At 66.5% G+C, this 24,601-nt stretch carries 23 protein-coding genes; 5 read left to right on the top strand and 18 right to left on the bottom strand.

Features of this window, described 5'->3' with window-relative positions; genetic code table 11:
* The first annotated feature begins 98 nt into the window (after positions 1-98).
* Positions 99-1,109, top strand: a complete 1,011-nt coding sequence (locus tag AC1DDG_RS10205) for a LacI family DNA-binding transcriptional regulator (RefSeq protein WP_476875994.1) — start codon at positions 99-101, stop codon at positions 1,107-1,109.
* On the opposite strand, the gene AC1DDG_RS10200 is transcribed toward AC1DDG_RS10205, so the two are convergent.
* From AC1DDG_RS10200 to AC1DDG_RS10150, 11 genes are all read right to left on the bottom strand, one after another.
* Positions 1,106-2,632 carry an ABC transporter ATP-binding protein gene (locus AC1DDG_RS10200; protein WP_476875993.1) on the bottom strand — a complete coding sequence of 509 codons (1,527 nt, stop codon included), beginning with the start codon at positions 2,630-2,632 and terminating at the stop codon, positions 1,106-1,108. The two genes, AC1DDG_RS10205 and AC1DDG_RS10200, sit on opposite strands and share 4 nt — an antisense overlap.
* Positions 2,629-3,387, bottom strand: a complete 759-nt coding sequence (locus AC1DDG_RS10195; RefSeq protein ID WP_476875992.1) for an energy-coupling factor transporter transmembrane component T family protein — start codon at positions 3,385-3,387, stop codon at positions 2,629-2,631. Before AC1DDG_RS10195 ends, AC1DDG_RS10200 begins: the two co-directional genes overlap by 4 nt.
* A gap of 4 nt (positions 3,388-3,391) precedes the next feature.
* Positions 3,392-4,213: an ECF transporter S component gene (locus AC1DDG_RS10190; protein WP_476875991.1), complete on the bottom strand. Its 822-nt coding sequence runs from the start codon at positions 4,211-4,213 to the stop codon at positions 3,392-3,394.
* Between the two features lie 142 nt (positions 4,214-4,355).
* Positions 4,356-5,405, bottom strand: coding sequence for a nucleoside hydrolase (locus AC1DDG_RS10185; RefSeq protein ID WP_476875990.1), 1,050 nt, complete (start codon positions 5,403-5,405; stop codon positions 4,356-4,358).
* A complete protein-coding gene (locus tag AC1DDG_RS10180) occupies positions 5,405-6,382 on the bottom strand; it encodes an aldo/keto reductase (RefSeq protein ID WP_476875989.1) in 978 nt (325 codons plus the stop codon). Before AC1DDG_RS10180 ends, AC1DDG_RS10185 begins: the two co-directional genes overlap by 1 nt.
* A 71-nt stretch (positions 6,383-6,453) precedes the next feature.
* A complete protein-coding gene (locus AC1DDG_RS10175; RefSeq protein WP_476875988.1) occupies positions 6,454-6,672 on the bottom strand; it encodes a helix-hairpin-helix domain-containing protein in 219 nt (72 codons plus the stop codon).
* A gap of 33 nt (positions 6,673-6,705) precedes the next feature.
* Complete coding sequence (locus AC1DDG_RS10170; RefSeq protein WP_476875987.1) at positions 6,706-7,266, bottom strand: hypothetical protein; 561 nt, start codon at positions 7,264-7,266, stop codon at positions 6,706-6,708.
* Positions 7,267-7,377: 111 nt separating this feature from the next.
* On the bottom strand, positions 7,378-9,351 hold the full coding sequence (gene dxs / locus AC1DDG_RS10165) for a 1-deoxy-D-xylulose-5-phosphate synthase (protein ID WP_476875986.1): 1,974 nt from the start codon (positions 9,349-9,351) through the stop codon (positions 7,378-7,380).
* A 196-nt stretch (positions 9,352-9,547) separates the two neighbouring features.
* Complete coding sequence (acnA, locus tag AC1DDG_RS10160; protein ID WP_476875985.1) at positions 9,548-12,358, bottom strand: aconitate hydratase AcnA; 2,811 nt, start codon at positions 12,356-12,358, stop codon at positions 9,548-9,550.
* A 154-nt stretch (positions 12,359-12,512) separates the two neighbouring features.
* Positions 12,513-13,880, bottom strand: a complete 1,368-nt coding sequence (locus tag AC1DDG_RS10155) for a class I SAM-dependent RNA methyltransferase (protein ID WP_230116744.1) — start codon at positions 13,878-13,880, stop codon at positions 12,513-12,515.
* Positions 13,877-15,853 (bottom strand): APC family permease, encoded by a 1,977-nt coding sequence (locus AC1DDG_RS10150; RefSeq protein WP_230116787.1) that lies wholly within the window; start codon positions 15,851-15,853, stop codon positions 13,877-13,879. Before AC1DDG_RS10150 ends, AC1DDG_RS10155 begins: the two co-directional genes overlap by 4 nt.
* Positions 15,854-15,947: 94 nt before the next feature.
* On the opposite strand from AC1DDG_RS10150, the gene AC1DDG_RS10145 reads away from it, so the two are divergent.
* Positions 15,948-16,619, top strand: coding sequence for a potassium channel family protein (locus AC1DDG_RS10145; RefSeq protein ID WP_230116745.1), 672 nt, complete (start codon positions 15,948-15,950; stop codon positions 16,617-16,619).
* Entirely contained in the window at positions 16,620-17,402 is a 783-nt protein-coding gene (locus AC1DDG_RS10140) for a potassium channel family protein (protein ID WP_476875984.1), read from the top strand. It abuts the gene before it with no gap.
* On the opposite strand, the gene AC1DDG_RS10135 is transcribed toward AC1DDG_RS10140, so the two are convergent.
* The 4 genes from AC1DDG_RS10135 to dut form a co-directional block, all read right to left on the bottom strand.
* Complete coding sequence (locus AC1DDG_RS10135) at positions 17,369-18,127, bottom strand: DUF3159 domain-containing protein (protein ID WP_476875983.1); 759 nt, start codon at positions 18,125-18,127, stop codon at positions 17,369-17,371. The two genes, AC1DDG_RS10140 and AC1DDG_RS10135, sit on opposite strands and share 34 nt — an antisense overlap.
* Positions 18,124-18,564: a single stranded DNA-binding domain-containing protein gene (locus tag AC1DDG_RS10130; protein ID WP_476875982.1), complete on the bottom strand. Its 441-nt coding sequence runs from the start codon at positions 18,562-18,564 to the stop codon at positions 18,124-18,126. The genes AC1DDG_RS10135 and AC1DDG_RS10130 overlap by 4 nt, the downstream gene beginning before the upstream one ends.
* A complete protein-coding gene (locus tag AC1DDG_RS10125) occupies positions 18,557-19,276 on the bottom strand; it encodes a DUF3710 domain-containing protein (protein WP_476875981.1) in 720 nt (239 codons plus the stop codon). Before AC1DDG_RS10125 ends, AC1DDG_RS10130 begins: the two co-directional genes overlap by 8 nt.
* Before the next feature lie 146 nt (positions 19,277-19,422).
* Positions 19,423-19,950 carry a dUTP diphosphatase gene (dut, locus tag AC1DDG_RS10120; RefSeq protein ID WP_476876034.1) on the bottom strand — a complete coding sequence of 176 codons (528 nt, stop codon included), beginning with the start codon at positions 19,948-19,950 and terminating at the stop codon, positions 19,423-19,425.
* 142 nt (positions 19,951-20,092) lie between these two features.
* On the opposite strand from dut, the gene AC1DDG_RS10115 reads away from it, so the two are divergent.
* Entirely contained in the window at positions 20,093-20,581 is a 489-nt protein-coding gene (locus AC1DDG_RS10115; RefSeq protein ID WP_230116750.1) for a DUF3093 domain-containing protein, read from the top strand.
* An 11-nt stretch (positions 20,582-20,592) separates the two neighbouring features.
* Here AC1DDG_RS10115 and AC1DDG_RS10110 read toward each other — a convergent pair whose 3' ends face one another.
* Complete coding sequence (locus AC1DDG_RS10110) at positions 20,593-20,892, bottom strand: DUF4193 domain-containing protein (protein ID WP_230116751.1); 300 nt, start codon at positions 20,890-20,892, stop codon at positions 20,593-20,595.
* Between the two features lie 281 nt (positions 20,893-21,173).
* On the opposite strand from AC1DDG_RS10110, the gene sepH reads away from it, so the two are divergent.
* Positions 21,174-22,589: a septation protein SepH gene (gene sepH / locus AC1DDG_RS10105; protein ID WP_476875980.1), complete on the top strand. Its 1,416-nt coding sequence runs from the start codon at positions 21,174-21,176 to the stop codon at positions 22,587-22,589.
* A gap of 7 nt (positions 22,590-22,596) precedes the next feature.
* Here sepH and AC1DDG_RS10100 read toward each other — a convergent pair whose 3' ends face one another.
* Together AC1DDG_RS10100 and AC1DDG_RS10095 are read right to left on the bottom strand one after the other, a co-directional pair.
* The gene (locus AC1DDG_RS10100) at positions 22,597-23,352 is read right to left on the bottom strand and encodes a thymidine kinase (RefSeq protein WP_476875979.1); all 756 of its coding nucleotides are present in this window, start codon (positions 23,350-23,352) and stop codon (positions 22,597-22,599) included.
* On the bottom strand, positions 23,345-24,601 hold the full coding sequence (locus AC1DDG_RS10095) for an alkaline phosphatase family protein (RefSeq protein ID WP_476875978.1): 1,257 nt from the start codon (positions 24,599-24,601) through the stop codon (positions 23,345-23,347). The genes AC1DDG_RS10100 and AC1DDG_RS10095 overlap by 8 nt, the downstream gene beginning before the upstream one ends.

Below are 24,601 nucleotides of genomic sequence, written 5' to 3'. Positions count from 1 at the left end.
ACTCCTGGAAATTTAGATCGTTCTAGTGGGTCCATGGTGGCATGCCGCTGGCTTCGTGTCTAGATCGTTCTATAGACTGCTTCAGAACAAGGAGCAGCATGACGGAACAGCAGCGGCGCCCCACTCTCGTGGACGTGGCCCAGGCAGCAGGTGTGTCACGGGCTTTGGTCTCCATCGTGATGCGCGGTGCCCCCGGCGCCGCGGAGTCCACCAGGCAAAAAGTCCTGCAGGCCGCACGGGAACTTGGCTACAGGCCGGACAGCCGGGCGCGGTTGCTTCGCAGCAGCCGGACCAGGTTGCTGGGCCTGAGTTTCTCCAGCTCCCAGCCATTCCATGCTGAAATAGTTGATGCTGCCTACGCGGAGGCCCAAGGTCGCGGTTACGAAATCGCACTCAGCGCGATCGCCAGCGGAAGGCCTGAAATCCGGGCCATTGAGTCGCTCCTGGATTTCGGGTCCGAAGCCCTGGTCATGGTCTCGCCGGCCCTCAGCAACGAGGAACTGGCGCGCTATGCCAGCCTAGTGCCGGTCGTCAGCCTCCTGCGCGACGATGTAGGGGACTCCGTCGACTCCGTGAGCAGTGACGACCGCGCAGGCATCAGGTTGGCGGTCGGGCACCTCGTTGGACTGGGGCATCGCCACATCGTGCACGTGGACGGAGGGACGGCCGTTTCCGCCGAAAAGCGCCGCGCAGCTTTCCGTGCCGAGATGCAACGCCACGGCCTGGATGCCGTTGTTGTCACTGGTGGCCCGAACGAAGAGGACGGGCTCAGGGCCGCCCTGTGCTTGCTAGACACCTCGCTGGTGCGAGAAGTGCCTACAGCTGTTGTCGCGTTTAACGACAGATCAGCCCTCGGCGTGATTGAAGGCTTCCGTGCAGAGGGTCTGCGGGTCCCCGCTGACGTTTCGGTGCTCGGTTATGACGACAGCCAGCTGGCCCGGCTCAGCTATGTACAGCTCTCATCCGTCAGCCAGGACGCGCCGTTGCTTGCCGCGGCGGCCGTCAACCGGGCTGCCGACCGCGTGGAGGGAGCGGAGGCGCCGGCCCATGTCGTGCGCACCCCGCATCTGGTCGTCCGCAAAACCACCGCCCCTCCCCGGGGCTCCTAGGAGCCCGCCAGCACACCGTCGCTGAGCTTCACCGTCCGGTGGGCGTGCGCCAGCGCAAACGCGAGGTCATGCGTCACCAGTACGACGGCGGCGCCGCGGCCGGCCGCCGCTGAGATGGCGGCGGTGAGCCGCTGCAAACCGTGGGCATCAAGCGCGACCGTCGGTTCGTCGAGGGCCAGCACTGCCGGCTCCCGTGCCAGGACCGTAGCCAGTGCCAGCAGGCGCTGCCCGGAGCCGGAAAGCTCATGGGGATGGACGCCGCCTGCCCCGTCGAGTCCCACGGACGCCAGCGCTGCTTCTGCCCTGGCCTGTGCCCCGTCGCCGAACAACCGCTCCAGGCCGAACGACACCTCACGCTGCACGGTCCGCTCGAACAGCTGGTCATGAGGATGCTGGAACAACAGCCCGAGCCGCTCGGCCACAATTCCCGTCGGGACTCCCGAGATTGCTTTTCCGTCCACGCGGACCTCCCCGCGCAGCGGCCTGAGCAGCCCGTTGAACAGCCGCAAAAGCGTCGACTTCCCCGCGCCATTCGAACCGGTCACCGCCACGATTTCTCCCGGCCGCACGCTAAGGTCCGCGTTGTCCAGCAGGAGCGATGACCCGGGGCCGCCCGCGTCATACCCGAACGACACGCCATCCAGCTCCAGGGCAGGTGCAGCCGCCGGTACCGGCGAGAGCCGGGGCTGTGCCTGCAATGAGCGCTGCCCGGGCAGCCCGCTGACGACCACGCCGGCATCCGCCAGCGAGTCGCCGGCAAGCAGCCGGTCCGGCAGTCCGGCAGCTGTCCCTGCCCCGCCCTTCAGGACGATCCACTGCGACGCCGTACTGGTCAGTGAGTCGGCGTGCTGGCTCAGCACCACGACAGCCGTGCCGCGCGCCAGCTGGGCTTTGACCAGCCCCGTCAGTGCCTGCGCCCCGGCGTCGTCAAGCGATGCCAGCGGTTCATCAAGAATCAAAATGCCCGGATCTGCAACAATGGCGCAGCCGAGCGCAAGGCGCCGCAGCTCTCCCCCGGACAGGGTTGCCGGGTCCCGCTCCAGCAGCCCGGTGAGACCGGTCCGGTGGGCCGTTTCAGCCACGATCCGCACCATGTCTGCCCGCGCCGTCCCGCGGTTCTCCAGGCCGAAGGCTAGCTCCTCCTCCACCGTGCCGCGGACGGCGGAGAGCATGGCCGCCGCATCCTGGGGCACGTAGCCGACATGGTCGGCCCAGGCGGCGGCATCGATCCGCGGGTCGTCGTCGGCCCCGGAGTAAACCAGCGGGCGGCTTTCATCCGTATTATCACCGACGTACAGCTGCAGGGTGCCTTTCAAAGTTCCGTCGCGGCCACCCTCCAGCCACGCACCGAGCAAACGGCCCAGGGTGGATTTTCCGCTGCCGGAACCGCCAAGAACCGCCGTCAGGGATCCCGGGACGGCCTCTACCTGCACTCCGCGCAGGGCCGTCGCGGAGTCGCCGTGGAAGGCGAAGGAGTCAATGGCTGCACGCAGCGTTGCCCGCGCCGTTTCCTGCCCGCTCATCCGGCACCCACGGAGAAGGACGCGGCGATCCGCAGGACCACCGCGGCGGCGGCCAGCAGGAGGGCGACAACGCGGAAGCCACGCTGGGCGTGTGAATCGTTGACTTCCCTGTAAGTGGTTCTTGGACCGGGGCGACCGAATCCCCTGGCATCAAGTGCCTGGGCCCGGGTTCCGGCATCGTGGACCAGGCCCAGCACCAGCGGAATCATTTGCAGCCGCACGGCCCCCAGACGGCTCCGGATGCCTTTGCCCACCACCAGCCCGCGCGCTTCCTGTGCCTGGCGGACCTTCCCGAGCCGCGCGGCGATGATGGGAGCAAGCATCAGTGTGGATGCCAGAACATAGCCGAACTGCGGAGGAAGGCGAAGGGTGGCCAGTGCGGCAACCAGGTCCGGCACCCTGATGCTGAACGAAAACAGCATGAGTACCAGGACGAAGGCGGACGTGCGCAGCCCCATGTCGAGGGCGAACCCCAGCCCTTCTGCCGTGACCCGGGCCGGCCCCCACTGAACCAGCACTGTGCGGCCCTCGGGGTAAAAGAGCCCGTGCATCACCAGGAGCGAGAGCCAGAACGGCGCCAGGACTGCGGCGCCGGCAAGAATGACGCGGCGTGCGCAGCCGCTGGCGGCGGAAAGGGCGACAGCACCGGCCGCCACGGTGAGGGAAAACGCCCAGCTGGATGCCGCCGTCGTAATAACCAGTACTGCTGCGGCGGCTGCAAGCAGGGTGAGCGGATTAAGTCGGGGCGCGGCCACCGGGTCAGGAGTCCCTTTTGGCCGGGTCCTTGCCTGCGAGAACGTTGAAGCGGCGCACGAACGGGAACTGGAAGGTGGTGCGCCGCGGGAGGGCGTAGACCAGCGTGGCCGCGATGGCGAAGACGATGGCCTTGTCCATGGGGTCCGATATCAGGGCCTGCTTGGTGATGGCGGCGAGCAGAGTGTCGCCCATGGCCCGGAAGGCACTGACGATGGCGCCGGTCCCGGCCCCTGAGGTTCCGCCGAAGACGAAGGCGGCGATGGGCGCGGAGACCACCCCGGCCAGGATTCCAGTGACGAAGCCCGCAACCGGTGCGAGGTAGAAGCGCCGGAACAGCCCGTAGCGGGCGGCGGTGCCGGCGAGGAACCCGATCAGGGCCGCACCCGCGGCGAAGGGCAGGACGGTGGGGTTGATGAAGGACCAGACGATGCTGCTCAGGGCGCCGGTGGCGGCTCCGGCCGCGGGGCCAGCGAGCACGGCAACCAGCACGGTGCCGATGGCATCGAAGTAAAAGGGCAGCCCGCTGGTGCCCATGAGCTGACCCAGAACGATGTTCAGGACCAGTGCCACCGGCATGAGCACAACTGTCGACGTGGGAAGCGTGGGGAGCACACCGGCGATCAGCAGGGCGGCGCCGAGCAGGAAGCCGCCCAGGGCAACGAGGGCGGAGACGCTTCCCAGTCCGCCCGCGATGTCGGCGGGCTGGGTGAGTACCAGGTAGACGAAGGTGGCCGCGATGGCGGCGGCGCCCAAGAGCTCGAGTAGGCGGCGGTTTCGGCCCGCCTGCTGTCCAGGGGTGGGAAGGGTCAGGGACGGCTGTGACATGGTGGATCCTTAGGCTGATGACGGCGGGTCCCGCCCCCGTGGCGTGATCTTCCGCGTACGCAAAAGTTGGCGCCTATGTCACCTTGGCCCGGCTACCATCCTACCGACCGCAGGCACGGCGTGCTACGCGCAATCCGTGGTGCTACGGGTACACGCGGTGCCCGGAAGCCGGGAGGGCGCGCGCCAGGGACCCCACTGACGCAATCAGCTCATCAAAGCACTGCGCGGGATCGTTCGACGTCACGATTTGGGCGTTGGGCGGCTCATTCCAGAGGCCACGGAAGTCCGCCACCGTGGTGCCGAAAAGCCGGGGTGACTGGGTTTCCACGTGCACGGTTGCCGTCCGGGTCTCGAACGGCGTGCGGCCGATGGCGGCGGCGGCGGCGAAGGCGTCGTGCATGTGGGCGACATATCCCTGGTCATACAGCCGGTGAAATTCCATGTAGAAGCGGATGGCGTCCGCGAGGCAGGCCACGAGCGGATTGTCCGAGGCACTGCGCTGGCCTTCCGGCTGCTCCGGCAGCACGAGCTCCGGTCCGGCCGCCCCGGCGGCCTCAGCCAGCCTTTGCAGGTGCTCCGGCCGCAGTTCGATCCGCTCCGTGGTCTCGAGGGCGCACACCACCGGCAGTTTGTCTGAGGGAAGGCCGGAGTAGGCGGCGAAGACCTCCTGCGCAGCGTGCGGGTCAACGGACACGTTCCATTCCGCCGTGGGGGTGGTGTTGCCCTGGTAGTTGAAGCATCCGCCCATGATCACCAGGCCCCTGAGCAGCCTGGGGAGTTCCGGCTCGCGGCGCAGTGCCAGCGCGAAGTTGGTCAGCGGGCCGGTGATGAGACCTGTGATCTCCCCAGGATTGGCCCGGACTGTCTCTACCCAGACGTCCACGGCATGGCGTTCCGAGATTGCCTGTGCCGGCGGCGGGAGTTCTGCGTAACCGATGCCCTGCGGGCCGTGCGTCTCCTCGGTCGTCACCAGCGGTATCTCCAGCGGAGCCTCGGCCCCGATGGCCACCTCCACGCCGGACCTGCCGCAGAGTTCCAGGAGTGCCAGGTTGTTCAGGGCCACCTGCCGTGCGCCCACGTTTCCTGCGGTGCAGGTGATGGCCTGGATCCTGACCTCCGGGCGGGACAGCAGGTAGACCAGCGCGAGGGCATCGTCGATCCCGGTGTCGACGTCCATCAGGATGGACTGCATCAGAACAGGGCCACCTTGGGGGTCTGCGGGAAGATGGCGTCCAGCTCCGCCAGCTCGGACTCGCTGGGCACCCAGGCGACAGCCTCCGCGTTCTGGCGGACCTGCTCGGGCCTCGTGGCTCCTGCGATGACGCTGCTGACCGACGGCTGCGCTGCGAGCCAGGAGAAGGCCACCTGCACTTCGGTGAGGTCTCGCGCGGCCGCAAAGTCGCTGAACTGCTCCAGCTGCTGCCAGTCCGCGTCGTCCACAAGTTGGGTGCGAGTGTGGCTCAGCCGCGAGCCTTGCGGCGCCTGGTGCGGGGCATACTTACCGGTCAGGAGTCCGTTCGCGAGGGGGAAGTACGGCAGCACCCCGATCCCGTAGGCCTCCGCTGCCGGCGTGACTTCAAGTTCGGCGCGGCGGTCCAGCAGGTTGTAGTGGTTCTGCGCCGAGATGAAGCGGGCACCGCCGCGGGCCCGGGCGACAAATTCGGCCTCCGCGATCTGCCAGCCGGCACGGTTGGAATGGCCGATGTACCGGACCTTGCCGCTGGTCACCAGCTCGTCCAGGGCGTCGAGGGTCTCTTCAATGGGGGTGAGCGGGTCAGGGGTGTGGAACTGGTACAGGTCGATCCAGTCGGTGCCCAGCCGCCGCAGGGAGGACTCCGCGGCGCGGATGATATAGCGCCTGGAACCGCGGGCGCCGTGATCGCTGCCGTTGGCTCCGCGCATGTCCATGCCGAACTTCGTCGCCACCACGGCTTCGTCCCGCCTGCTGCCCAGCGCCTTGCCGAGCATTGTTTCGCTGAGCCCAGGTTCCCGGCCGTACGTGTCCGCGACGTCGAAGAACGTCACCCCGGCGTCCAAGGCGGCATGCACGACGGCGTCAGTCCCCTCCTGTGATTCCGTCACCGTATTGGCCCGGCCAAGGTTGTTGCAGCCAAGTCCCACGACGGAAACGGTCAGCCCGGATTTTCCAAGACGGCGGTATTCACTCATGGATTCACCCTATAACGGCCGCCAGCGGCAGCCCGTCATTCCAGGCCGAGGCCGGTCAGCCAGGGGCCCGCTCAGCCGGCGGCAAACCCCAGCCCGTGCTCGTCCAGGGCGTCCTGCAGCTGGGCCATGGTTTTGGGGCACATGCCCGGCAGCTCTGTCATCTGCCGCTGCCCGAGCTGGGCTAGCTGCTCAAGCGTCTCCACGCCGGAATGGGCCAGCACCCTGCGGGCGGGCGACGCAATGCCCCGGGGAATCGGTGTTCGGCCTGGCTGGACTGACTTCTTTGTCATGGCGTTCTGCCTTCCATTGAGCTGCGGGCTTTGTTAGAGGGTGAAAGCTGTGGCTTGCTTGGGTGAATGCTTGAGTTTCAGGGCTGTCGGATCGCTGAACGGGGCTGCGCCGATGCTCAGCTTGGTGAAGTCCAGGTCCTCACCGCGGATGCAGACCTTGATGGCGCTGACGGCTTTGTTGACATCCGGGCAGAGGCAGAAGATGTTCAGCTTGGAGTCGCTGAATTCGGAGCGTTCGACCGTCCCGAGGCCGCGCCAGGCAAGGTGGCTGATCAGGGCATCCTTGGCCTTTTCTTCGAGGTACCGGTCCCGGCTGGTGCCTTCCCGGGTCTTGAGGGCGTACTGGGCAACTACCCAGAACTGCTCTTCATCCGCAATTTCGGCATAGCCGTCTTCGGCGCACTGCACGGCGAAGGCATCCATCAGGCGCTCTGCTGCCTCGGCGTCCGGAACGTCAGTCTCATCGGTCTTGCTCTGGTGCCCTACGGCCCCGTGGTTCATGACGAACTGGCTGTAGTCCTCGTCGTACCAGGCCTCCCTGAACTGGAGGGCCCCTTCTTCGTCACGCTTGTAAACCCGGATAATCCCGCTCATGCCGCTCTTTTCTGGATCGCCCGCGGTCTGTTGCCGCCGAACGGTGGATGGTGGTGGGCCTTTATGGCCTAAAAACTCGGTGGTGGCCGGTGGGAACGCCGTGCGGAGCCCTTAAAGAATGGGCAGGCTGCCGGTGCTGGGATGTTCCTGCCCCGGCAGGGGACGTGCGAAAGGCACCTTGGTTCCCAGAACCTGCGCCACGACGTCGTGGGTGATCTTTTGGGCCGTAAGGCCCACTCGTTCGAGGACCTGGCTGCGGGTGCCGTGGTCCAGGAAGTCGACCGGGAGGCCCACCTCGTTCAGGGCGGTGTCCACCCCGGCGGCACGCATCTCCTGGCGGATCCGGGAGCCGACGCCGCCGGCCCGCACACCGTCCTCGATGCAGACGACCAGCCGGTGGTGGGACGCGAGTGCCACGATGGAGCGGCGCACCGGAAGGACCCACCGGGGATCCACCACTGTGGAGCTGATCCCCTGGGCGCCCAGCCGGTTGGAGACATCCAGGGCGAGCTCGGACATGGCGCCGACGCTCACGATCAGGACGTCGTTTTCGGTGGATCCGCTCGGCCGCCGGGCCAGGACGTCAACGCCGTCGCTCAGCCTTTCCAGTGCCTCGATCTCCGCGCCGACGCTTCCCTTGGAGAACCGGACCACGCTGGGCGCGTCCTCGATGGCGACGGCTTCCCGCAGTTCCTCCCGGAGCCGTGAGGCATCGCGTGGCGCCGCCAGGTGGAGCCCGGGGACGATCTGGACCATGGCCATGTCCCACATGCCGTGGTGACTGGCGCCGTCCGGGCCGGTGACGCCCGCGCGGTCCAGGACGATGGTCACGCCGGCTTTATGCAGGGCTACGTCCATCAGCAGCTGGTCGAACGCGCGGTTCAGGAAGGTCGCGTAGATGGCGACGACGGGGTGGAGTCCGCCGAAGGCCATGCCGGCCGCCGAGGTCAGCGCATGCTGCTCGGCGATTCCGACGTCGATGACGCGATCGGGGTGTCGCGCGGCGAACTTGTGCAGGCCGACCGGGATGAGCATGGCTCCGGTGATGCCGACAATGTCCTGGCGTTCGTCCGCAATGTCCGCAATTTCAGTGGCGAAGACAGACGTCCAGGACTGGGCCGCTGCACCCTCCGTGGGTTCGCCGGTCTCCGGATCGATGATGCCCACTGCGTGGAACTGGTCGGCTTCGTGGGCGCGGGCGGGCGCGTAGCCGTGACCCTTCTCCGTGATGGCATGGACAATCACCGGTCCGGCGTACTGCTTGGCCCTGGCGAGGGCGTGTTCCATGGCCTGCAGGTTGTGGCCGTCCACGGGTCCGATGTACTTCATGCCCAGGTCCTCGAACATGCCCTGGGGCGCCCACCAGTCCTTGATGCCCTTCTTCATGGCATGCAGGCTGCGGTAGGTCAGCTGCCCCAGCGGGCCGCCGTTCTGGAGCTTGTGCTTCCACCAGTCAAGCGTGCCTTCGTAGGCAGGCGCGGTGCGGAAGGAGTCGATGGTGGGGCGCAGCGAAGCCAGGTAGTCGGCGAAGCCGCCCACCGTGGGCGCATACGAGCGGCCGTTGTCGTTGACCACAATCACCACGCGCCGCCGCTTGTCCGCCGCGATGTTGTTGATGGCTTCCCATGCCATGCCCCCGGTCAGGGCGCCGTCACCCACCACCGCCACAACGTAGCGGTCGCCGTCGCCGGTCAGCTGCCGGGCGCGGGAGATTCCGTCGGCCCAGGACAGCGAGGAGGAAGCGTGTGAGCTCTCCACGATGTCGTGCTCGGACTCGGCCCGCGCCGGGTATCCGGACATGCCGCCCTGCTGGCGCAGGGTGCTGAAGTCCTGGCGTCCGGTCAAAAGTTTGTGGACGTATGACTGGTGCCCGGTATCAAAGACGATGCTGTCCCGGGGAGAGTCGAAGATGCGGTGCACGGCCATGGTGAGTTCCACGACGCCGAGGTTGGGTCCAAGGTGTCCACCGGTCTGTGAGACGTTGCTGATCAGGAATTTCCGGATGTCGGTAGCCAGCTGGTCCAGCTGCGCTGCGGACAATTTGCTCAGATCCTGCGGGTTCCGGATGGTCTCCAAGATTCCCAACGGCCCCTCCTTCGGTGGTAGACGTGCCTTTTAACTCTAACGCCTCCCGCCAAGCAGCCGCGCCGGGCGCCCTTTCGGCCAGAGGCAGTCGGCCATCCTGCGAAGGACAAACGAAAGGCTCCGGCGGTCCAGGACCGGCCGGAGCCTTTCACGTTCCAGATTCCCCGGGAGGCATCGCCTCCCGGGGAACTAACCGCTAGTTCGCGGAGATCTGGCGCAGTACATACTGCAGGATGCCGCCGTTGCGGTAGTAGTCGGCCTCGCCCGGGGTATCGATGCGGAGAACCGCATCGAAGGACTTGGCGGAGCCGTCTTCAGCCGTGGCGGTCACCTTCAGCGTCTTCGGCGTGGTGCCTTCGTTCAGGGCTGTCACGCCCTCAACCGCGAAGGTCTCCGTACCGGTCAGTCCGAGCGTGGCAGCGGACTCGCCTGCCGGGAACTGCAGCGGAAGGACGCCCATGCCGATCAGGTTGGAGCGGTGGATGCGCTCGTAGCTCTCGGCGACGACGGCCTTGACGCCCAGCAGGGCGGTGCCCTTGGCGGCCCAGTCACGGGATGAGCCGGAGCCGTACTCCTTGCCCGCCAGGACCACCAGCGGGGTGCCGGCTGCCTGGTAGTTCTGGGCTGCGTCGTAAACGTACGCCTGCGGACCGTCTGCCTGGCTGAAGTCGCGGGTGAAGCCACCCTCGACGCCGTCCAGCAGCTGGTTCTTGATGCGGATGTTGGCGAACGTGCCGCGGATCATGACCTCGTGGTTGCCACGGCGCGAGCCGTAGGAGTTGAAGTCCTTGCGCTCCACACCGTTGGCCAGCAGGTACTGGCCGGCAGGGGTGTCCGACTTGAACGAACCAGCCGGGGAGATGTGGTCGGTGGTGACCGAATCGCCGAGCTTGAGCAGCACGCGGGCGCCGGAGATGTCAGTGACGGGCTCCGGCTGTGCCTTCATGCCCTCGAAGTACGGGGGCTTCCGGACGTACGTGGATTTCTCGTCCCAGGCGAAAGTGTCGCCGGCCGGGGTGTCGAGTGCTTTCCAGCGGTCGTCGCCGTCGAAGACGCCCTCGTAGCCGCGGGCAAACATTTCCTTGTCAATCGAGGAATCGATGACCTGCTGGACCTCGACCGGGTTCGGCCAGATGTCCTTCAGGAAGACGTCGTTGCCGGCCTCGTCCTGGCCCAGGGCGTCGGTGTCGAAGTCGAAGTCCATGGAACCGGCCAGGGCGTAGGCGATGACCAGCGGCGGGGAAGCCAGGTAGTTCATCTTCACGTCCGGGTTGATGCGGCCTTCGAAGTTGCGGTTGCCCGAGAGCACAGCGGTGACGGAAAGGTCGTTGGCCTGGATGGCCTCGGAGATTTCCGCGTCCAGCGGGCCGGAGTTACCGATGCAGGTGGCGCAGCCGTAGCCCACGATGTAGAAGCCGAGCTTCTCCAGGTAGGGGGTCAGGCCGGACTTCTCGTAGTAGTCGGTGACAACCTTGGAGCCAGGGGCTACGGAGGTCTTGACCCACGGCTTGGAGGCCAGGCCCTTGTCGACGGCGTTGCGGGCCAACAGTGCGGCCGCAAGCATCACGGACGGGTTGGACGTGTTGGTGCAGGACGTGATCGAGGCGATCGACACCGCGCCGTGGTCCAGCTCGAACTCGCGGCCGTCTTCGGTGACCACGTGGACGGGGCTGGACGGACGGCCTTCGGCGCCGTTGGCGGCCGACTCAACGCGTGCAGTTTCCGTGGTGTGGGAATCAGCGTGGGTGAAGGAGGGCGGATCGGAGGCCGGGAAGGACTCTTCCAGGGACTCGTCCACGCTGCCGTCTTCGATGCTGACGTAGTTGTGGATGTCCTTGCGGAACTGCTCCTTCGCGTCCGTGAGCTCGATGCGGTCCTGGGGACGCTTCGGGCCGGAGATGGAGGGAACGACCGTGGACAGGTCCAGCTCGAGGTACTCGGAGAACTTGATCTCGCGGGAAGGATCGTGCCAGAGGCCCTGTTCCTTCGCGTAGGACTCAACCAGGGCGACGTTCTCGTCCGAGCGGCCGGTGAGGCGCAGGTAGTCCAACGTGACGTCGTCGATCGGGAACATTGCGGCCGTGGAGCCGAACTCCGGGCTCATGTTGCCGATCGTGGCGCGGTTGGCCAGCGGCACTGCCGCCACACCTTCGCCGTAGAACTCCACGAACTTGCCCACCACACCGTGCTTGCGCAGCTGTTCCGTGATGGTCAGCACGACGTCCGTGGCGGTGGCGCCGGCCGGGATGGAGCCGGTCAGCTTGAAACCGACGACGCGCGGGATGAGCATCGACACGGGCTGGCCCAGCATGGCCGCCTCGGCTTCGATGCCGCCGACGCCCCAGCCGAGCACACCGAGGCCGTTGACCATGGTGGTGTGCGAGTCGGTGCCGACGCAGGTGTCGGGGTAGGCGCGCAGTGCGCCATCAACCTCGCGGGTCATGACGGTGCGGGCCAGGTACTCGATGTTGACCTGGTGCACGATGCCGGTTCCCGGCGGGACAACCTTGAAGTCGTCAAACGCGGTCTGGCCCCAGCGCAGGAACTGGTAGCGCTCACCATTACGCTGGTATTCGATCTCCATGTTGCGCTCCAGTGCGCCGGAGTTACCGAAGACGTCGATCTGCACCGAGTGGTCAATCACCATCTCGGCAGGTGCCAGCGGGTTCACCCTCTTCGGATCGCCGCCAAGCTCCTTGACCGCCTCACGCATGGTGGCCAGGTCCACTACGCAGGGCACGCCAGTGAAGTCCTGCATGATCACGCGCGCCGGCGTGAACTGGATTTCAGTGTCGGGCTCGGCGCTGGGATCCCAGCCGGCCAGTGCTCGGACGTGATCGGCCGTGATGTTGGCGCCGTCCTCGGTCCTCAACAGGTTTTCAAGCAATACCTTGAGGCTGAACGGAAGGTTTTCTGCACCTTCAACGGAGTTCAACCGGAAAATTTCGTATTCGGTACCGGCTACATTAAGTTTGCCTTTTGAACCGAAGCTGTCCACAATGCTCATCGCAGGACTCCTCTCGCAACAGTTTCATCTTTGTCGCGCGGTAGACCGCTTGCTAGTTAGGTCATCCTAATTAGTACAAGGTCTTACAAAAGAGCATGGGGTCAGCCGAGAATACGGCGCGCGACGTGGGACTACTAGGCCCATCCTAGTCACATCAGCCGCGGGGAGTCAGCAGAGCCACGGTCTCCAGATGGTGCGTGTGCGGGTAGAGGTCGAACGCCCGAAGCGCCGAGAGGGACCAGCCGCCCTGCTGGAAGTACCCGATGTCTCGGGCAAACGATGCAGGGTCGCAGGACACGTAGGCGATGGCCCGCGGGTTTGCGGCCATCAGCTGGCTGACCACTGCCTTGCCTGCACCGGCACGCGGCGGATCCAGCAGGAGGGCGTCAAAGCTGCGGGGGTTCTGGCGCAGCACGCGCTCCACGCGGCCCTGCACAATTTCCACCTGTGGGGCACTGTGCAGGTTTTTCCGCGCGTCCCGGCTCGTTCCGGGTGCACCTTCCACCGACAGCACCGAACCCGTCTCACCGACGGCGTCCGCAAGCGGTGCCGTGAACAGCCCGGCCCCGGCATAGAGGTCGGCGACCGCCGCACCCGGCTCCAGGAACCCGCCGTCGTGCAGGAAGCCGGTCACGGCCCCCACCAGCGTTTCAGGGGCGTCGCGGTGGATCTGCCAGAAGCCGGCACCCGTGACCCTGTAGTCGTGTCCCGCCGCTGACTCCTGCACCCAGGTCCGGCCTCGCAGCTGCAGCGTCTCGTCATTAGTGGGGTCGTAGCTGGCTACTGAGACCTCCGCCGGAAGCTGTGCCAGGATGGTGCTGAGCCGTTTGGCGCGGGTGCCGGGCGCTGGAGCGAGGAGCACGAGCGGCCGCGAACCGTTGGCCGGTGCAGCCACTTCCACGCGCTCGATGCCCTGCAGGTCGATGTCCCACAGACGCAGGTCGTTCACGGCCGCGACCGCCAGCGGCATCTCCCTGACCGGAATAACCTGCTCCGAACGGTGGGCATGCATGCCCAGCTTGCCGCCGGCTGTGACCGCAAAACCTGCCCGGGTGCGCCACGCGAGGCCCGCACCGCCGTCGTTCGTATCTCCGCTGTCCGCGGCCGCGGCGCCCACCGCTTCCACCTCGGGAGAAAGTTCGACGCCGGCCAGCCGCTTGAGCTGTTCGGCCAGCACGTCGGACTTGAGCCGCCTCTGGCGCTCGAGGGAGATGTGTCCCAGTTCGGCGCCGCCGACCGGCGGCCGCCCGTGCTCCCACGACGTGAGTGAATCCGCCACCCGCCAGAAGTGCGGCACACGGTCCGGTGACGGCTCCAGGACCTCCACGACGTCGCCGCGCCAGAACTTGGCCGACTCCCCCGCGTCCGTCAGCCGGATTCGTGCTTTCTCGCCGGGGACGCCGTGGCGGACGAAAACAACGCGCCCCTCGTGCCGCGCGACGCAATGGCCGCCGTGGGCCACGGGGCCGATGTCCACCACCAGTTCCACGCCGGCTGAGGAGGTCATGGTGTCGGGGTTCATTGGATGTCCTGCAGTTTCTTTGCTTCTTCGGAGGATTTGAGCTGCCACGGGACACTGGCCACCATGACGCCGGGTTCAAAGTGGAGCCTGGTCTTGATCCGCAGGGCAGTCTGGTTGTGGACCAGCTGCTCCCACCATTTGCCCACCACATACTCGGGGATGTACACGACGATGAGGTCGCGGGGCGAGTCCCTTCGCATGCTCTTGATGTAGTCCATGATGGGCGTGATGGTCTCGCGATAGGGGCTCGCGAGCACGGTCAGCGGCACCGGGATTTCGAGCTTTTCCCAGTCGGCAAGCGTGTGCGCGGTTTCCTCGGCGTTGATGTCCACGGTGATCGCATCCAGCCGGGACGGACGCGAGGCACGGGCATAGGCCAGGGCCCGCAGAACGGGCTTGCGGACGTGGGACACGAGCAGCACGGCGTGGACCCGCGTGGGCAGTGCCCGCGGTGAGGAGTCCTCGTCCACGGCCAGTTCCTTCGCCACGTTGTCGTAATGGGCGCGGATGCTCCACATGATGAGGAACAGGACAAACATGGCCAGCAGGGCAATCCATGCGCCCTGTTCGAACTTGGTGATGAGCACGATCACCAGCACGAGGGCCGTCATGCCGAAGCCGATCATGTTGATGGTGCGGGACTTGATCATGCGGCGCCGCAGCGCCTTGTCCTTGGCCAGTTTCAACTCGCGGCCCCAGTGCCGGACCATGCCGATCTGGCTGGCTGTGAAGGAGATGAAGACCCCCACGATGTAGAGCTGGATGAGCTTGGTGACGTCCGCGTTGAAGGCGAGGATCAGCACGAGCGCGCCGGCGGCCAGCGCGAGGACGCCGTTGCTGAACGCCAGCCTGTCACCACGGGTGCGGAGCTGGCGGGGAAGGTAGCCGTCCTGGGCGAGGATGGATCCCAGGACCGGAAAGCCGTTGAAGGCCGTGTTGGAGGCAAATACGAGGATGACGCCGGTGGCGGCCACCACGATGTAGAACGGGATCGAGCCGGCCCCGAAAATGGTCTGCGCAATCTGGCTGATGGCCGGGTTCTGGATGTAGTCCTCCGGCAGCGGCTTGCCGTTCAGCAGGAATTCCTTGGCCGGGTCCAGAACAATGTGGACCTTCGTGGCGTTGGCAAGATAGATGATGCCGGCCAGCATGGCCGAACCGATGACTCCGAGCAGCAGCAGCGTGGTGGCCGCGTTCTTGCTCTTGGGCTTTTGGAAGTTCGGCACGCCGTTGCTGATGGCTTCCACGCCGGTCAGGGCTGCGGCTCCGGAGGAAAATGCGCGCAGCAGCAGGAAGGCCCCGGCCAGGCCGACGAGGCCCTGGTCGAAACCAGGGTCCGGAACTATGGTGAACGCCGCCGACGGCGCCTGGCGCAGCTGCCCTGTGACAGCTTGGAAGACCCCGACGATGGTCATGCCCAGGATTGATGCCATGAAGATATAGGTGGGGACTGCAAAAACGCTGCCCGCTTCCTTGATGCCGCGCAGGTTCACGAGCGCCAGCACCACCACGCCTATGGTCGCGATCATGGCCTGCTGGCCGTGGAGCGATGGTATCGCCGTGGTGAGGTACGCGGCCGCTGACGACATCGACACGGCCACGGTCAGCACGTAGTCAACAAGCAGGGCAGAGGCAACGGTCAGCCCGGCATACTTTCCCAGGTTCACGTTGGCGATCTCGTAGTCGCCGCCGCCGGAGGGGTAGGCGTGCACGTTCTGCCGGTAGGACGCCACGACCGTCAGGAGCACCACCATGACGGCCAGGCCAACCAGCGGGGACAGCGCCACCGCGCTTACGCCCGCCAGGGCCAGGGTGAGCAGGATTTCGTCGGGCGCATAGGCGACCGACGATAACGCGTCCGAGGCGAAGATGGGGAGCGCGATCCGCTTCGGCAGGAGCGTGTGGGCCAGCCGGTCGTTCCGGAAGGGCCTCCCCACCAGCACCCGCTTCACGGCATTCAGAATTGTCAGCACCACACAAAGTTAGTCTGATTCGCACGCGATGTCATGGCGGGATTCCGGCGGTAGAGTCTTACGGAGCAGTCGGCGAGAAGTTGAGGAGACACGGGTGGCGCACTTCGTGATCATGGGTTGTGGGCGCGTGGGGGCTACCTTGGCGCACACGCTGGAGGACGCAGGCCATTCAGTGGCCATTATCGACCAGGATGACAGGGCCTTCCGCCGGCTCCGTTCGGGCTTCACCGGCAGGAAGGTCACCGGCGTCGGATTCGACCGGGACACCCTGAAGCAGGCCGGAGTTGCCGAGGCGTACGCTTTCGCAGCGGTCTCCAGCGGTGACAACTCCAACATCCTTGCCACCCGCGTGGCACGCGAGACCTTCCATGTGCCTCATGTGGTTGCCAGGATCTATGACCCGGGCCGGGCCGAAATCTACCAGCGGCTTGGCATCCCCACGGTGGCCGCCGTGCGCTGGAGCGCGGACCAGGTCCTGCGCCGGATCCTGCCGGAACAGCACCTCGCCGGCGACTTCCGCGAACCGTCCGGCAGGCTCGTCCTGGCCGAAATCGACCTCGATCCGGGCTGGATCGGCCATGCCGTGTCCGCCATCGAAAAGGCCGCCGATATGCGCATCGCGTACCTGACGCGGTTCGGCGAAGGGATGCTTCCCTCCCCGGGCACCTCGTACCAGGACGGTGATACGGTCCACGCCATGCTGCGCCTGGACCGCAGCGCCGAAGTAGCCCATATTCTGGCCAAAGCACCCGCCAAGGAGTCTTAAGTGAAAGTCGTCATCGTCGGAGCCGGAAGCGTCGGTTCCTCGATCGCCCGTGAGCTGCTGGCCCACAAGCACGAGATTCTGCTGATCGATCTCAAGCCGGAAGTCATTGGCCGGAGCGGGCTGCGGGGAGCGCATTGGCTGGTCGGCGACGCCTGCGAACTGAGCACCCTGCAGGACGCGAAGCTCGACGACGCTGACGTGGTGGTCTCGGCCACCGGTGATGACAAGGTCAACCTCGTCGTGTCGCTGCTGGCCAAGACCGAATTCGGCGTCGGCCGCACGGTCGGGCGGGTCAATAACCCGAAGAATGACTGGATGTTCAATGATTCCTGGGGCGTCGACGTCGCGGTTAACACGCCGCAGCTCATGACGGCGCTGGTCGAGGAAGCGGTGGAGATCGGTGACCTCGTCCGCCTGCTCACGCTGCAGACCGGCGTTTCGTCCCTCGTGGAGTTCACGGTGCCGCACGACTCGCACGCCATCGGGCTCACCGTGGGTGACATCGACTGGCCGGAGGACTCAACGCTCGTGGCCATCCTCCGCGACCAGGCACCTATTACGCCCAGCCGCGACGACGTCATCGACGGCGGCGACGAGCTGTTCTTCGTCACCACGATTGCCGCGGAAGACCAGTTGCGTGAACTGCTCTCGCCTGGATCACGCGACGAGCCGAACCATGACGACGAGCCGGAAACGGCAGAGTCAGCTGACGTTCCCGCCGGGGCGGCCGTCCAGCAGACGAGGCTGGGTCAGTCGGTAGAGGACGACGGCTTCGACGGCTGAGTCCCGGGCACGGTGGCCGGCCGGGTGATCAGCCAGGCCAGCCACACGCCCAGGATGTACAGCGGCGCCCCCATGATGAGCCTCGTGGTGGCCAGCGCCGCGAGACCGTCCTGGCCCATGAGGTACAGCGGCACCTGCACCAGAAGGCGAAGCGCCAGCACCCCGACGATGATCCACGTGCCCAGCCGGTAGGCGCGTACCCGTGCCGGGCTTTGACGCCAGTCCAGGCCTTCGTTTCTGATGAAGCCGAAGAGCAGCCCGGCAATGGGCCACCTGACGGCGATCGAGATGACCATCGCGAGGATGTACGCCGCGTTGGTCAGGAATCCGGGAAGGTAGAAATCCTCCGCCTTGCCGGTGCTGTTGGCAAGCCAGGCGGATATGCCGACGCCGACGACTCCGGCCAGGGCCTGGGTCAACGGGCGGCGTTGGACGAGCCGCACCACGGTAAACACAGCGGCAGCAGCGAGGGCTGCAATGAGCGAGGGCGTCAAAGCAGACGTGAGCGTGAAGCTGATAAGGAACACCAGGCCAGGAAGAATGCTCTCGGCGATCCCCTGGTAGCCGCCGGCGCTCTTCAGGACGTCAATGCGGCCATCATCCGTGCGGTGCAAACCTGCCTTGGATGCGTAGCCCTCGGCAAGTCCCGCAAGGCCCGGAGCGTCCGGCACGGACTTGGGTTCCGGCCGTTCGGTTCCCGGTTCAGGGTTTTCAGGCGATGTCATTGGTTCTCCTGGCGGGACAATATCTCGTAGCGGGGATTGAACATGGTTGGCACACCGTCCCGCACGGTCAGCATGCCCTCCAGCCGGACTTCCGTCCCGGCGTCGATGCCGGGAACCCGGCGGCGCCCCAGCCAAATGACCCGCAGCCGGCCGCGCTGGGTCATTGACAGCCGGTTCCTGCCCGTGCCGGCCGACGGCGCCGCAGAGGATTCCGCCGGCAGTGCCGGGACCGCCGTTGCCGCGGGCGGTGAAATTCGCGCCCGCGTCGCCCCGGCAGGAATGTCGTGGTCTGTCACCATGACGGTGAACGCCGCCACCTGGGTGGCGGGCACATAGGTCACCGATTCGATGAATCCGTGACACAGCACGTGGCCCCGCTCCGGCAGCCCCCTGATGGGCACCGGCTCGACCTGCGGGTGGCTGCCGGCATCAACCAATCTGGGTGATCTCCGGACCGCGCTCAGGCTGCTGGAACTCCGGGGCCCCGGGAGGCACGGATCCCGTGGCGTCCTTGGGCAGACGCAGCTGCAGGAGATCCCGTGGGGGCATGGGGTTGTCGCCGCGGATCACCACAATCTTGCGGAAAAGCTCCTCGAGACCGGCCGCGGCGTCGCGGTTCAGTGCCGCTTCGCCGCCGAACACGCCGCGGAGGAACCAGCGCGGACCATCAACGCCGATAAAGCGGGCAACGCGGTATCCCTGGCTGCCGTCGCTGATGCCAGAGGGGAGCTTGGCCACGAGCTCCGTGCCGAAGCCGCCCTGGATCTCTTCCACCTGGCCGCCCTGGCCGCCCACCGACTGGCCTATCTGCTCGCGGATCTCGTCCCACAGGCCTTCCGAACGCGGTGCGGCGAAGGCCTGCAACTGCAGGCTCGACCCCTCCAGGTCCATGGTTACTGCCACCACCCGCTGGGTGGCCTCCTCGACCTCAAGCCGCAGCTGAAGCCCGTCCCGGGGTGCAATGAGCAGGGCACCCAGATCCACATAGCCGTCCCTGGTGCTGATCTCTGAGACATCGAAGGGGCCGGTGGCGCTGCGTCCGGATGTTTCCGTGGCGTCGTCAGCGGCATCGGCGGCGTTGCCCTCGCGGACTTCCGCCGGCTCTGTGGCCTCTTCCTTCTTGGCTTTCTTGCCACGCCCAAAAACCATGGGGTTGTCTCCTTAGTTGTGATCTTGTCGCGCCGGCCGCGCGGGCGCCGCATCTTGTCTTCGCTGACCGCCGGGCGCGCTGTCCGGGAGGCTTCGCCCGCCGGAAACGCTCAGGGTTTCCGGCGTGGGCCGTTTCCGCTGCGGAACTAGGCGCCAGGAACGGCGAAGCCGCCCGTGGAGCCGAAGCCTCCGGCGCCGCGGACAGAGTCGCTCAACTCCCCCACGGCAACGAACTGCGCGTACTCCACACGCTGGATGACCATCTGTGCAATTCTATCGCCGCGCCGGAGTTCTATGGCCTTGTCTTTGTCCGTGTTCAGCAGCGTCACCGCGATTTCACCGCGGTAGCCCGCATCGACAGTTCCCGGCGCGTTGACCACCGTCAGCCCGTGTTTCGTGGCAAGGCCAGAGCGCGGGTGGATTAGTGCCACAAAGCCGTCCGGCAGGGCGATCGAGACCCCGGTGGGCACCAGGCGCCGCTCCCCCGGTTCCAGGACCACATCCTCGCGGGCGCGCAGGTCTGCCCCGGCGTCACCGGGGTGGGCGTAGGACGGCGCCGCCAGGCCGGCGTCGAGCATTTTCAATTGAACCTGCACAGTTGGGGCTCCATATTCTGCTGCGGGCGGCGCTTCCGCTGTTGCGGGTGACGCAGCTCCAGGTGCCGCATGCTGCAGCGGAGGCGTAATGGCTGTTATTTCGTCAGTCACAGTTCCTCACTCTATCGCCCGGGGGCGCCATAGTCCTACCGGCCCGGCGCCCTGGCAGGACCGAACCGGCCGGGATGAAATGGCACGGCAAAGATGGAAAGCTGGGTGCATGCCCGAATCAAGCGCAGCCGTGCCTGCACACCACCAGCCTTCACAGGATGACACCGTACTTTTCACCGAAAAGCTGTGGCCGGGAGCCTGGATCTGGCTGGTCGCTGCGGGCTTGGCCAGCGCCGGCATTCTGGTGTTCGCCCCCATCAGCATGACCGCGGGAATCACGGCGGCCGTAGTCCTGTTCGCCGTCGAGACGGCCCTGCTGGTACTGTCCACGCCTGCGCTGACAGTGACGGCCCGGACGCTTCAGGTGGGCCGGGCCAGCATTGAACGCGGGCTCACCGGACCTGCGGAGGCGTTCCGCGGCAAGGAAGCCACGGCCGAACGCGGCACGCGCCTCAACGGCCTCGCCTACCTGTGCATCCGCGGCTGGATAGATCCGGTGGTCCGCATTGAAATCAACGACACCTCGGATCCCACCCCGTACTGGCTGACCTCCACCCGCCGCCCGGATGAACTGGTGGCAGCACTCAACGCAAGGTAGTTCGCCGGGTCTCAACCTTCGCAGTCGCGGCAGTACAGGTGGCCGTCCTTTTCACGGGCGATCTGCGAACGGTGCCGGACCAGGAAGCATGAGGAACATGTGAATTCGTCGGCCTGGGCGGGCATGACGCGGACCAGCAGTTCCTCACCGGACAGGTCTGCGCCGGGCAGCTCATACCCCTCAGCGAGGTCGGTTTCGTCTTCTTCAACCACTGCCGTCGGTTTGTCGGCACGGCGGGTCTTCAGCTCCTCAATCGAATCCTCGTTGAGGTCCTCTTCCGACTTCCTCGGCGCGTCATAGTCTGTCGCCATGGCCTGCTGCTCACACTCCGTTGACTCGGGTGGGTAATTCAACGTGCACAACGCCGGACGCCGCCAGTTTGTGCCCGGTCCGGGGCACATTTTTCCCTAAGCTGCAGGGAAAAGCCATAGCTGCGCCCAAGCAGTCTTCAGCGCCTTCCCACCGCCGGCGGCAATGCCGTCCCTGTGGCCGAAAGTCCCGGAATTTCGCGGCGCGCCCTTCGTCCTAACAGGAAAAGACAGCCTTGGGTGGCAGAGTTTCGATTGATAGTAATGCCAGGGTGGAGGATTGTATGCAGGATCTACGGCTTGTAGGCGTCCACGACGACGGGGAGCATCTCCTGTTGTGCGGCACCGGCGGCGAGATGTTCCAGCTGCCGATCAATGAAGCTTTACGGCTGGCGGCAAGCCGGCCTGCCGTGCGGGCATCGGCCGCGCCGGTTGTGGCCATGTCCCCGCGCGATATCCAGGCCAGGATCCGGCGCGGCTCAACGGCCGCCGAGGTTGCGGCTGCGTCCGGAATGCCGCTGGAAAAGGTTGAACGGTACGAGGGACCGGTCTTGGCCGAACGCGAGTACGTAGCCCAGCAGGCCCGCAAAGTGGAGGTCGCGACTCCCGCTCCCGGCCACGACATCTACCGGGCGGCCTTCGGCGATCATCCAGCCACCTTGGCGGACATGGTGGCCCACCGCCTGACCGCCCACGGCATTGAGTCCTCCACGCTGGAATGGGATTCCTGGCGGCGCCCGGACGGCACCTGGACGGTCGTGGCGAGGTTCGATGCCCAGCCGGGCGGCCATTCCAGCATCGGCGAAGAGCCTCCGGCCATGTGGACGTTCAATCCCTCCCGCAAGTCGCTGCAGAATGCCAACCGCTGGGCGCAGCAGCTCAGTGAGCTTGAACCCCTGGACGGTCCGGTTCCCGCACGCCGGCTGTCAGCGGTTTCAGACCGCCCCTTCGATTTTGAAACGGACGCCGAAACTGCCGCCCGGAACGGAGCAGAGCAGCAGAAGGAGGCCGACGGCCTGCTGGACATGCTGCGCTCCCGGAGGGGGCAGCGGCTTGGCTTGGACGAGAACAGCGACGACGCCCTGGCGCTCCTGCTGACCAACGGGGTCCCGGCGGCCCACCCGAGGCCGCCGGAAGTTCCTCACGGATCCGGCGCGGATGCGGAAGAACCAGAACCCGAGGCCGCGGAAGCGGAATCATCCGATTCGCCGGCAGCCCAGTTTGGACCGCTGACCCGACGGCGTGACGGCCGGCCCTCCATGCTGTCCCGCCTCAGCCTCGCACCCCAGCACGAGGATTCAGCCGACGATTCCCTCAAGCTTCACGACGGCGTCAGCACTGATACGCGGGAAATCACCATCGTCCCGTCTCCTCTTCGCCCGGCCGGCACTTCGTCCAAGGAAGGTCCGGCCGGCACTGCGGGCAAGGAAGGTCCGGCCGCCCCGGCGGCCACGGACAAGCCGATGAACCCGCCCGCGGACAGTCCCGACCGACCTGCCGGCGGTAACGTCGGTCTTGACGAGCTGCTCGGCGGCGGAACCCCCCGGCGCCGGCTGGACGCCGGCAGGTCCGCAACGGATCAGGGTGCATCCGCGCGTCCGGAGCCGGACCGGGACGAACCTGAGCGCCAGCCGTCAAGGCCGAAGCGCTCCAGCGTGCCGAGCTGGGACGAAATAGTCTTCGGCACCAGAGGCGACTAGGTCGCGTTCAGCCGTCGGCGGCCGTCCTGCCGGCACGGCTGCTGGCTCCCTGCCACAGGCAGGCGTCAATGTCGAACGGAAGCAGCTGGTCCTGCTGGGCCATGATGTTGGCGCCGTGGGCGGTGACGCGGCGCATGAAGTGGCGACGGCAGAGCGTCTCGTAGCCAACGACCGGCACCTGACTCGAACTTGTGGAATCGGTTTCCGCACCGGAAATCGCCGTATCGCCGGCCATCTCGACGTCGCCCACCACCACCTGGGCACCCTTCATGACCATGACGCCGTCTACCGTCCGGGCATTGTGCGTGGCACGCCGCCCGCACCAGCAGAGGGCCTCCACCTGGAGGACCTGCACGCGGTCCGCCAGTTCAATAAGCCGCCGTGAACCGGGGAACAGCCGGGTCCGGAAGTCCGCGGTGATTCCAAAGGCGAAGACGTCAACATCGATCTCGTCCACGACACGTGCCAACTGCTCCACCTGCCCAGGCGAGTAGAACTGTGCTTCGTCGCAGATGAGGTAGTCGACGCGGATTCCCTGGGTCCGGCGGAGCACCACTTCGTCCCAGAAGTCCGTGGTGTCCACGACCTCCACGGCGTCCGTTTCGAGCCCCAGACGGCTTGAGATCCGGGAGCCGCCGGCACGGTCATTGCAGCTGAAGCGGACCCCGCCGCGTCCGCGGGCACGGTGGTTGTAGTCCATCTGAAGGGCAAGGGTGGACTTTCCGCAGTCCATGGTTCCCGAGAAGAAGACGAGCTCAGCCACGGGCTCCCCTGCGGCCGGGGGCCTTGCCCGCAGCCTGGAAGCATAGCAGCGGCACTTCGCGTTCCGCCTTGGTCAGGGAGCCGTGCTGCCCCACCACTTCCATGGCCGTGGGGCGCACGCGCCGCGTGTCGTAGAAAGCCAGCGCATCGCGGGCGGCGATCATGACGTCCCCGACCCGCCGTTCCACGGCAGGCCTGACCTGCCCGAACAGGCCGGCGGCAATCGCCTCTTCCCGGGTAAAGGCCCAGATCCGGTCACCGAACCGGCCGCGCCAGGCGTCAAGCAAGCGCTGCCGGGTGGTGCCGCCGTCGCCGTTCCAGGCATCGTCCTCAAGGTACAGGTGGAGCATTCGCGGCTCCCCTGCAGTGTGCCTGACACCGGCCACGAGCGCCGGATCGGCGGAGTAGTCGATCCGCTGGGCTTCGGCCACATCGAGCATGCCGTGGTCGGCCGTGACCAGCACAGTGGTTCCGGCCGGAAGAGTCGCGTGGAGGCGCTTGACCGTGGCGTCCAGCTCCTCGAGCTGGTGCTCCCACTGCGGCGATTGGGACCCGTAGCGGTGGCCGGCCTTGTCGAGGTCGTTCACGTAGAAGTACATGAGGGAAGCGTCGGAGCCCGCCATCACCTCGGCCGCGGCAGCGGTCCGGGCGTGCGAGGTGGTCGCCGAAACGAACGTGCCGCCCCGGAGGGCAGCCCTTGTCATGGGCGAGTCGCCGAATTGGGGAAGGCTGACGGTGGTGACGTCGACCTGCTCCGCGGCGCGTTCAAAAACTGTGGGGAAAGGCTGCCAGTCATGGGGGTCCACGTCGGCGTCCCAGTTGCCCAGCATGTTGACCACCTTGTCCTGGGACGGATCAAGGACGTCGTATCCCACGAGTCCGTGCTGGCCGGGAGCCAGGCCCGTGCCAAGGCTCGCGAGGGAGGCCGCCGTGGTGGACGGGAACGCGGAGTCCAGCCACACCGGCACCGCCCCCTGCCCCTGCTGCATGACGTCGCGAAGGAAGGGTGTGTGGGCGGACTTTTGTTTCAGGAGGCTGCGGCCCAGCCCGTCGGCGAGGACAACGCAGATTCGCTTGGCCGGTGGCAGGCCGAGCCTGTTTTCGAAGCCGTCGACCCCGAGGCTCGCCGCGGCGCTGCCCAGCACCTCGGCAACGGAACGCCGGCCGTAGGCGGGTGCGGGCGGAAGCGACGGTGCTGCGGAAAGTGTCAACGGGGCGGCGTGGGTGGGGAGGTCGTGGTCGGGCCCCAT

It is taken from the genome of Arthrobacter sp. 10L430 (assembly GCF_056395245.1).
This window is presented reverse-complemented; position numbering and strand designations above follow the sequence as displayed.

Bases quoted from the DNA above. Each gene is read 5' to 3' on its own strand.
- AC1DDG_RS10205 (WP_476875994.1), top strand. From the start codon at position 99: ATGACGGAACAGCAGCGGCGCCCCACTCTCGTGGACGTGGCCCAGGCA.
- AC1DDG_RS10200 (WP_476875993.1), bottom strand. From the start codon at position 2,632: ATGAGCGGGCAGGAAACGGCGCGGGCAACGCTGCGTGCAGCCATTGAC.
- AC1DDG_RS10190 (WP_476875991.1), bottom strand. From the start codon at position 4,213: ATGTCACAGCCGTCCCTGACCCTTCCCACCCCTGGACAGCAGGCGGGC.
- AC1DDG_RS10185 (WP_476875990.1), bottom strand. From the start codon at position 5,405: ATGCAGTCCATCCTGATGGACGTCGACACCGGGATCGACGATGCCCTC.
- AC1DDG_RS10180 (WP_476875989.1), bottom strand. From the start codon at position 6,382: ATGAGTGAATACCGCCGTCTTGGAAAATCCGGGCTGACCGTTTCCGTC.
- AC1DDG_RS10175 (WP_476875988.1), bottom strand. From the start codon at position 6,672: ATGACAAAGAAGTCAGTCCAGCCAGGCCGAACACCGATTCCCCGGGGC.
- AC1DDG_RS10170 (WP_476875987.1), bottom strand. From the start codon at position 7,266: ATGAGCGGGATTATCCGGGTTTACAAGCGTGACGAAGAAGGGGCCCTC.
- acnA (WP_476875985.1), bottom strand. From the start codon at position 12,358: ATGAGCATTGTGGACAGCTTCGGTTCAAAAGGCAAACTTAATGTAGCC.
- AC1DDG_RS10155 (WP_230116744.1), bottom strand. From the start codon at position 13,880: ATGAACCCCGACACCATGACCTCCTCAGCCGGCGTGGAACTGGTGGTG.
- AC1DDG_RS10135 (WP_476875983.1), bottom strand. From the start codon at position 18,127: ATGACATCGCCTGAAAACCCTGAACCGGGAACCGAACGGCCGGAACCC.
- AC1DDG_RS10125 (WP_476875981.1), bottom strand. From the start codon at position 19,276: ATGGTTTTTGGGCGTGGCAAGAAAGCCAAGAAGGAAGAGGCCACAGAG.
- AC1DDG_RS10115 (WP_230116750.1), top strand. From the start codon at position 20,093: ATGCCCGAATCAAGCGCAGCCGTGCCTGCACACCACCAGCCTTCACAG.
- AC1DDG_RS10110 (WP_230116751.1), bottom strand. From the start codon at position 20,892: ATGGCGACAGACTATGACGCGCCGAGGAAGTCGGAAGAGGACCTCAAC.
- sepH (WP_476875980.1), top strand. From the start codon at position 21,174: ATGCAGGATCTACGGCTTGTAGGCGTCCACGACGACGGGGAGCATCTC.
- AC1DDG_RS10095 (WP_476875978.1), bottom strand. From the start codon at position 24,601: ATGGGGCCCGACCACGACCTCCCCACCCACGCCGCCCCGTTGACACTT.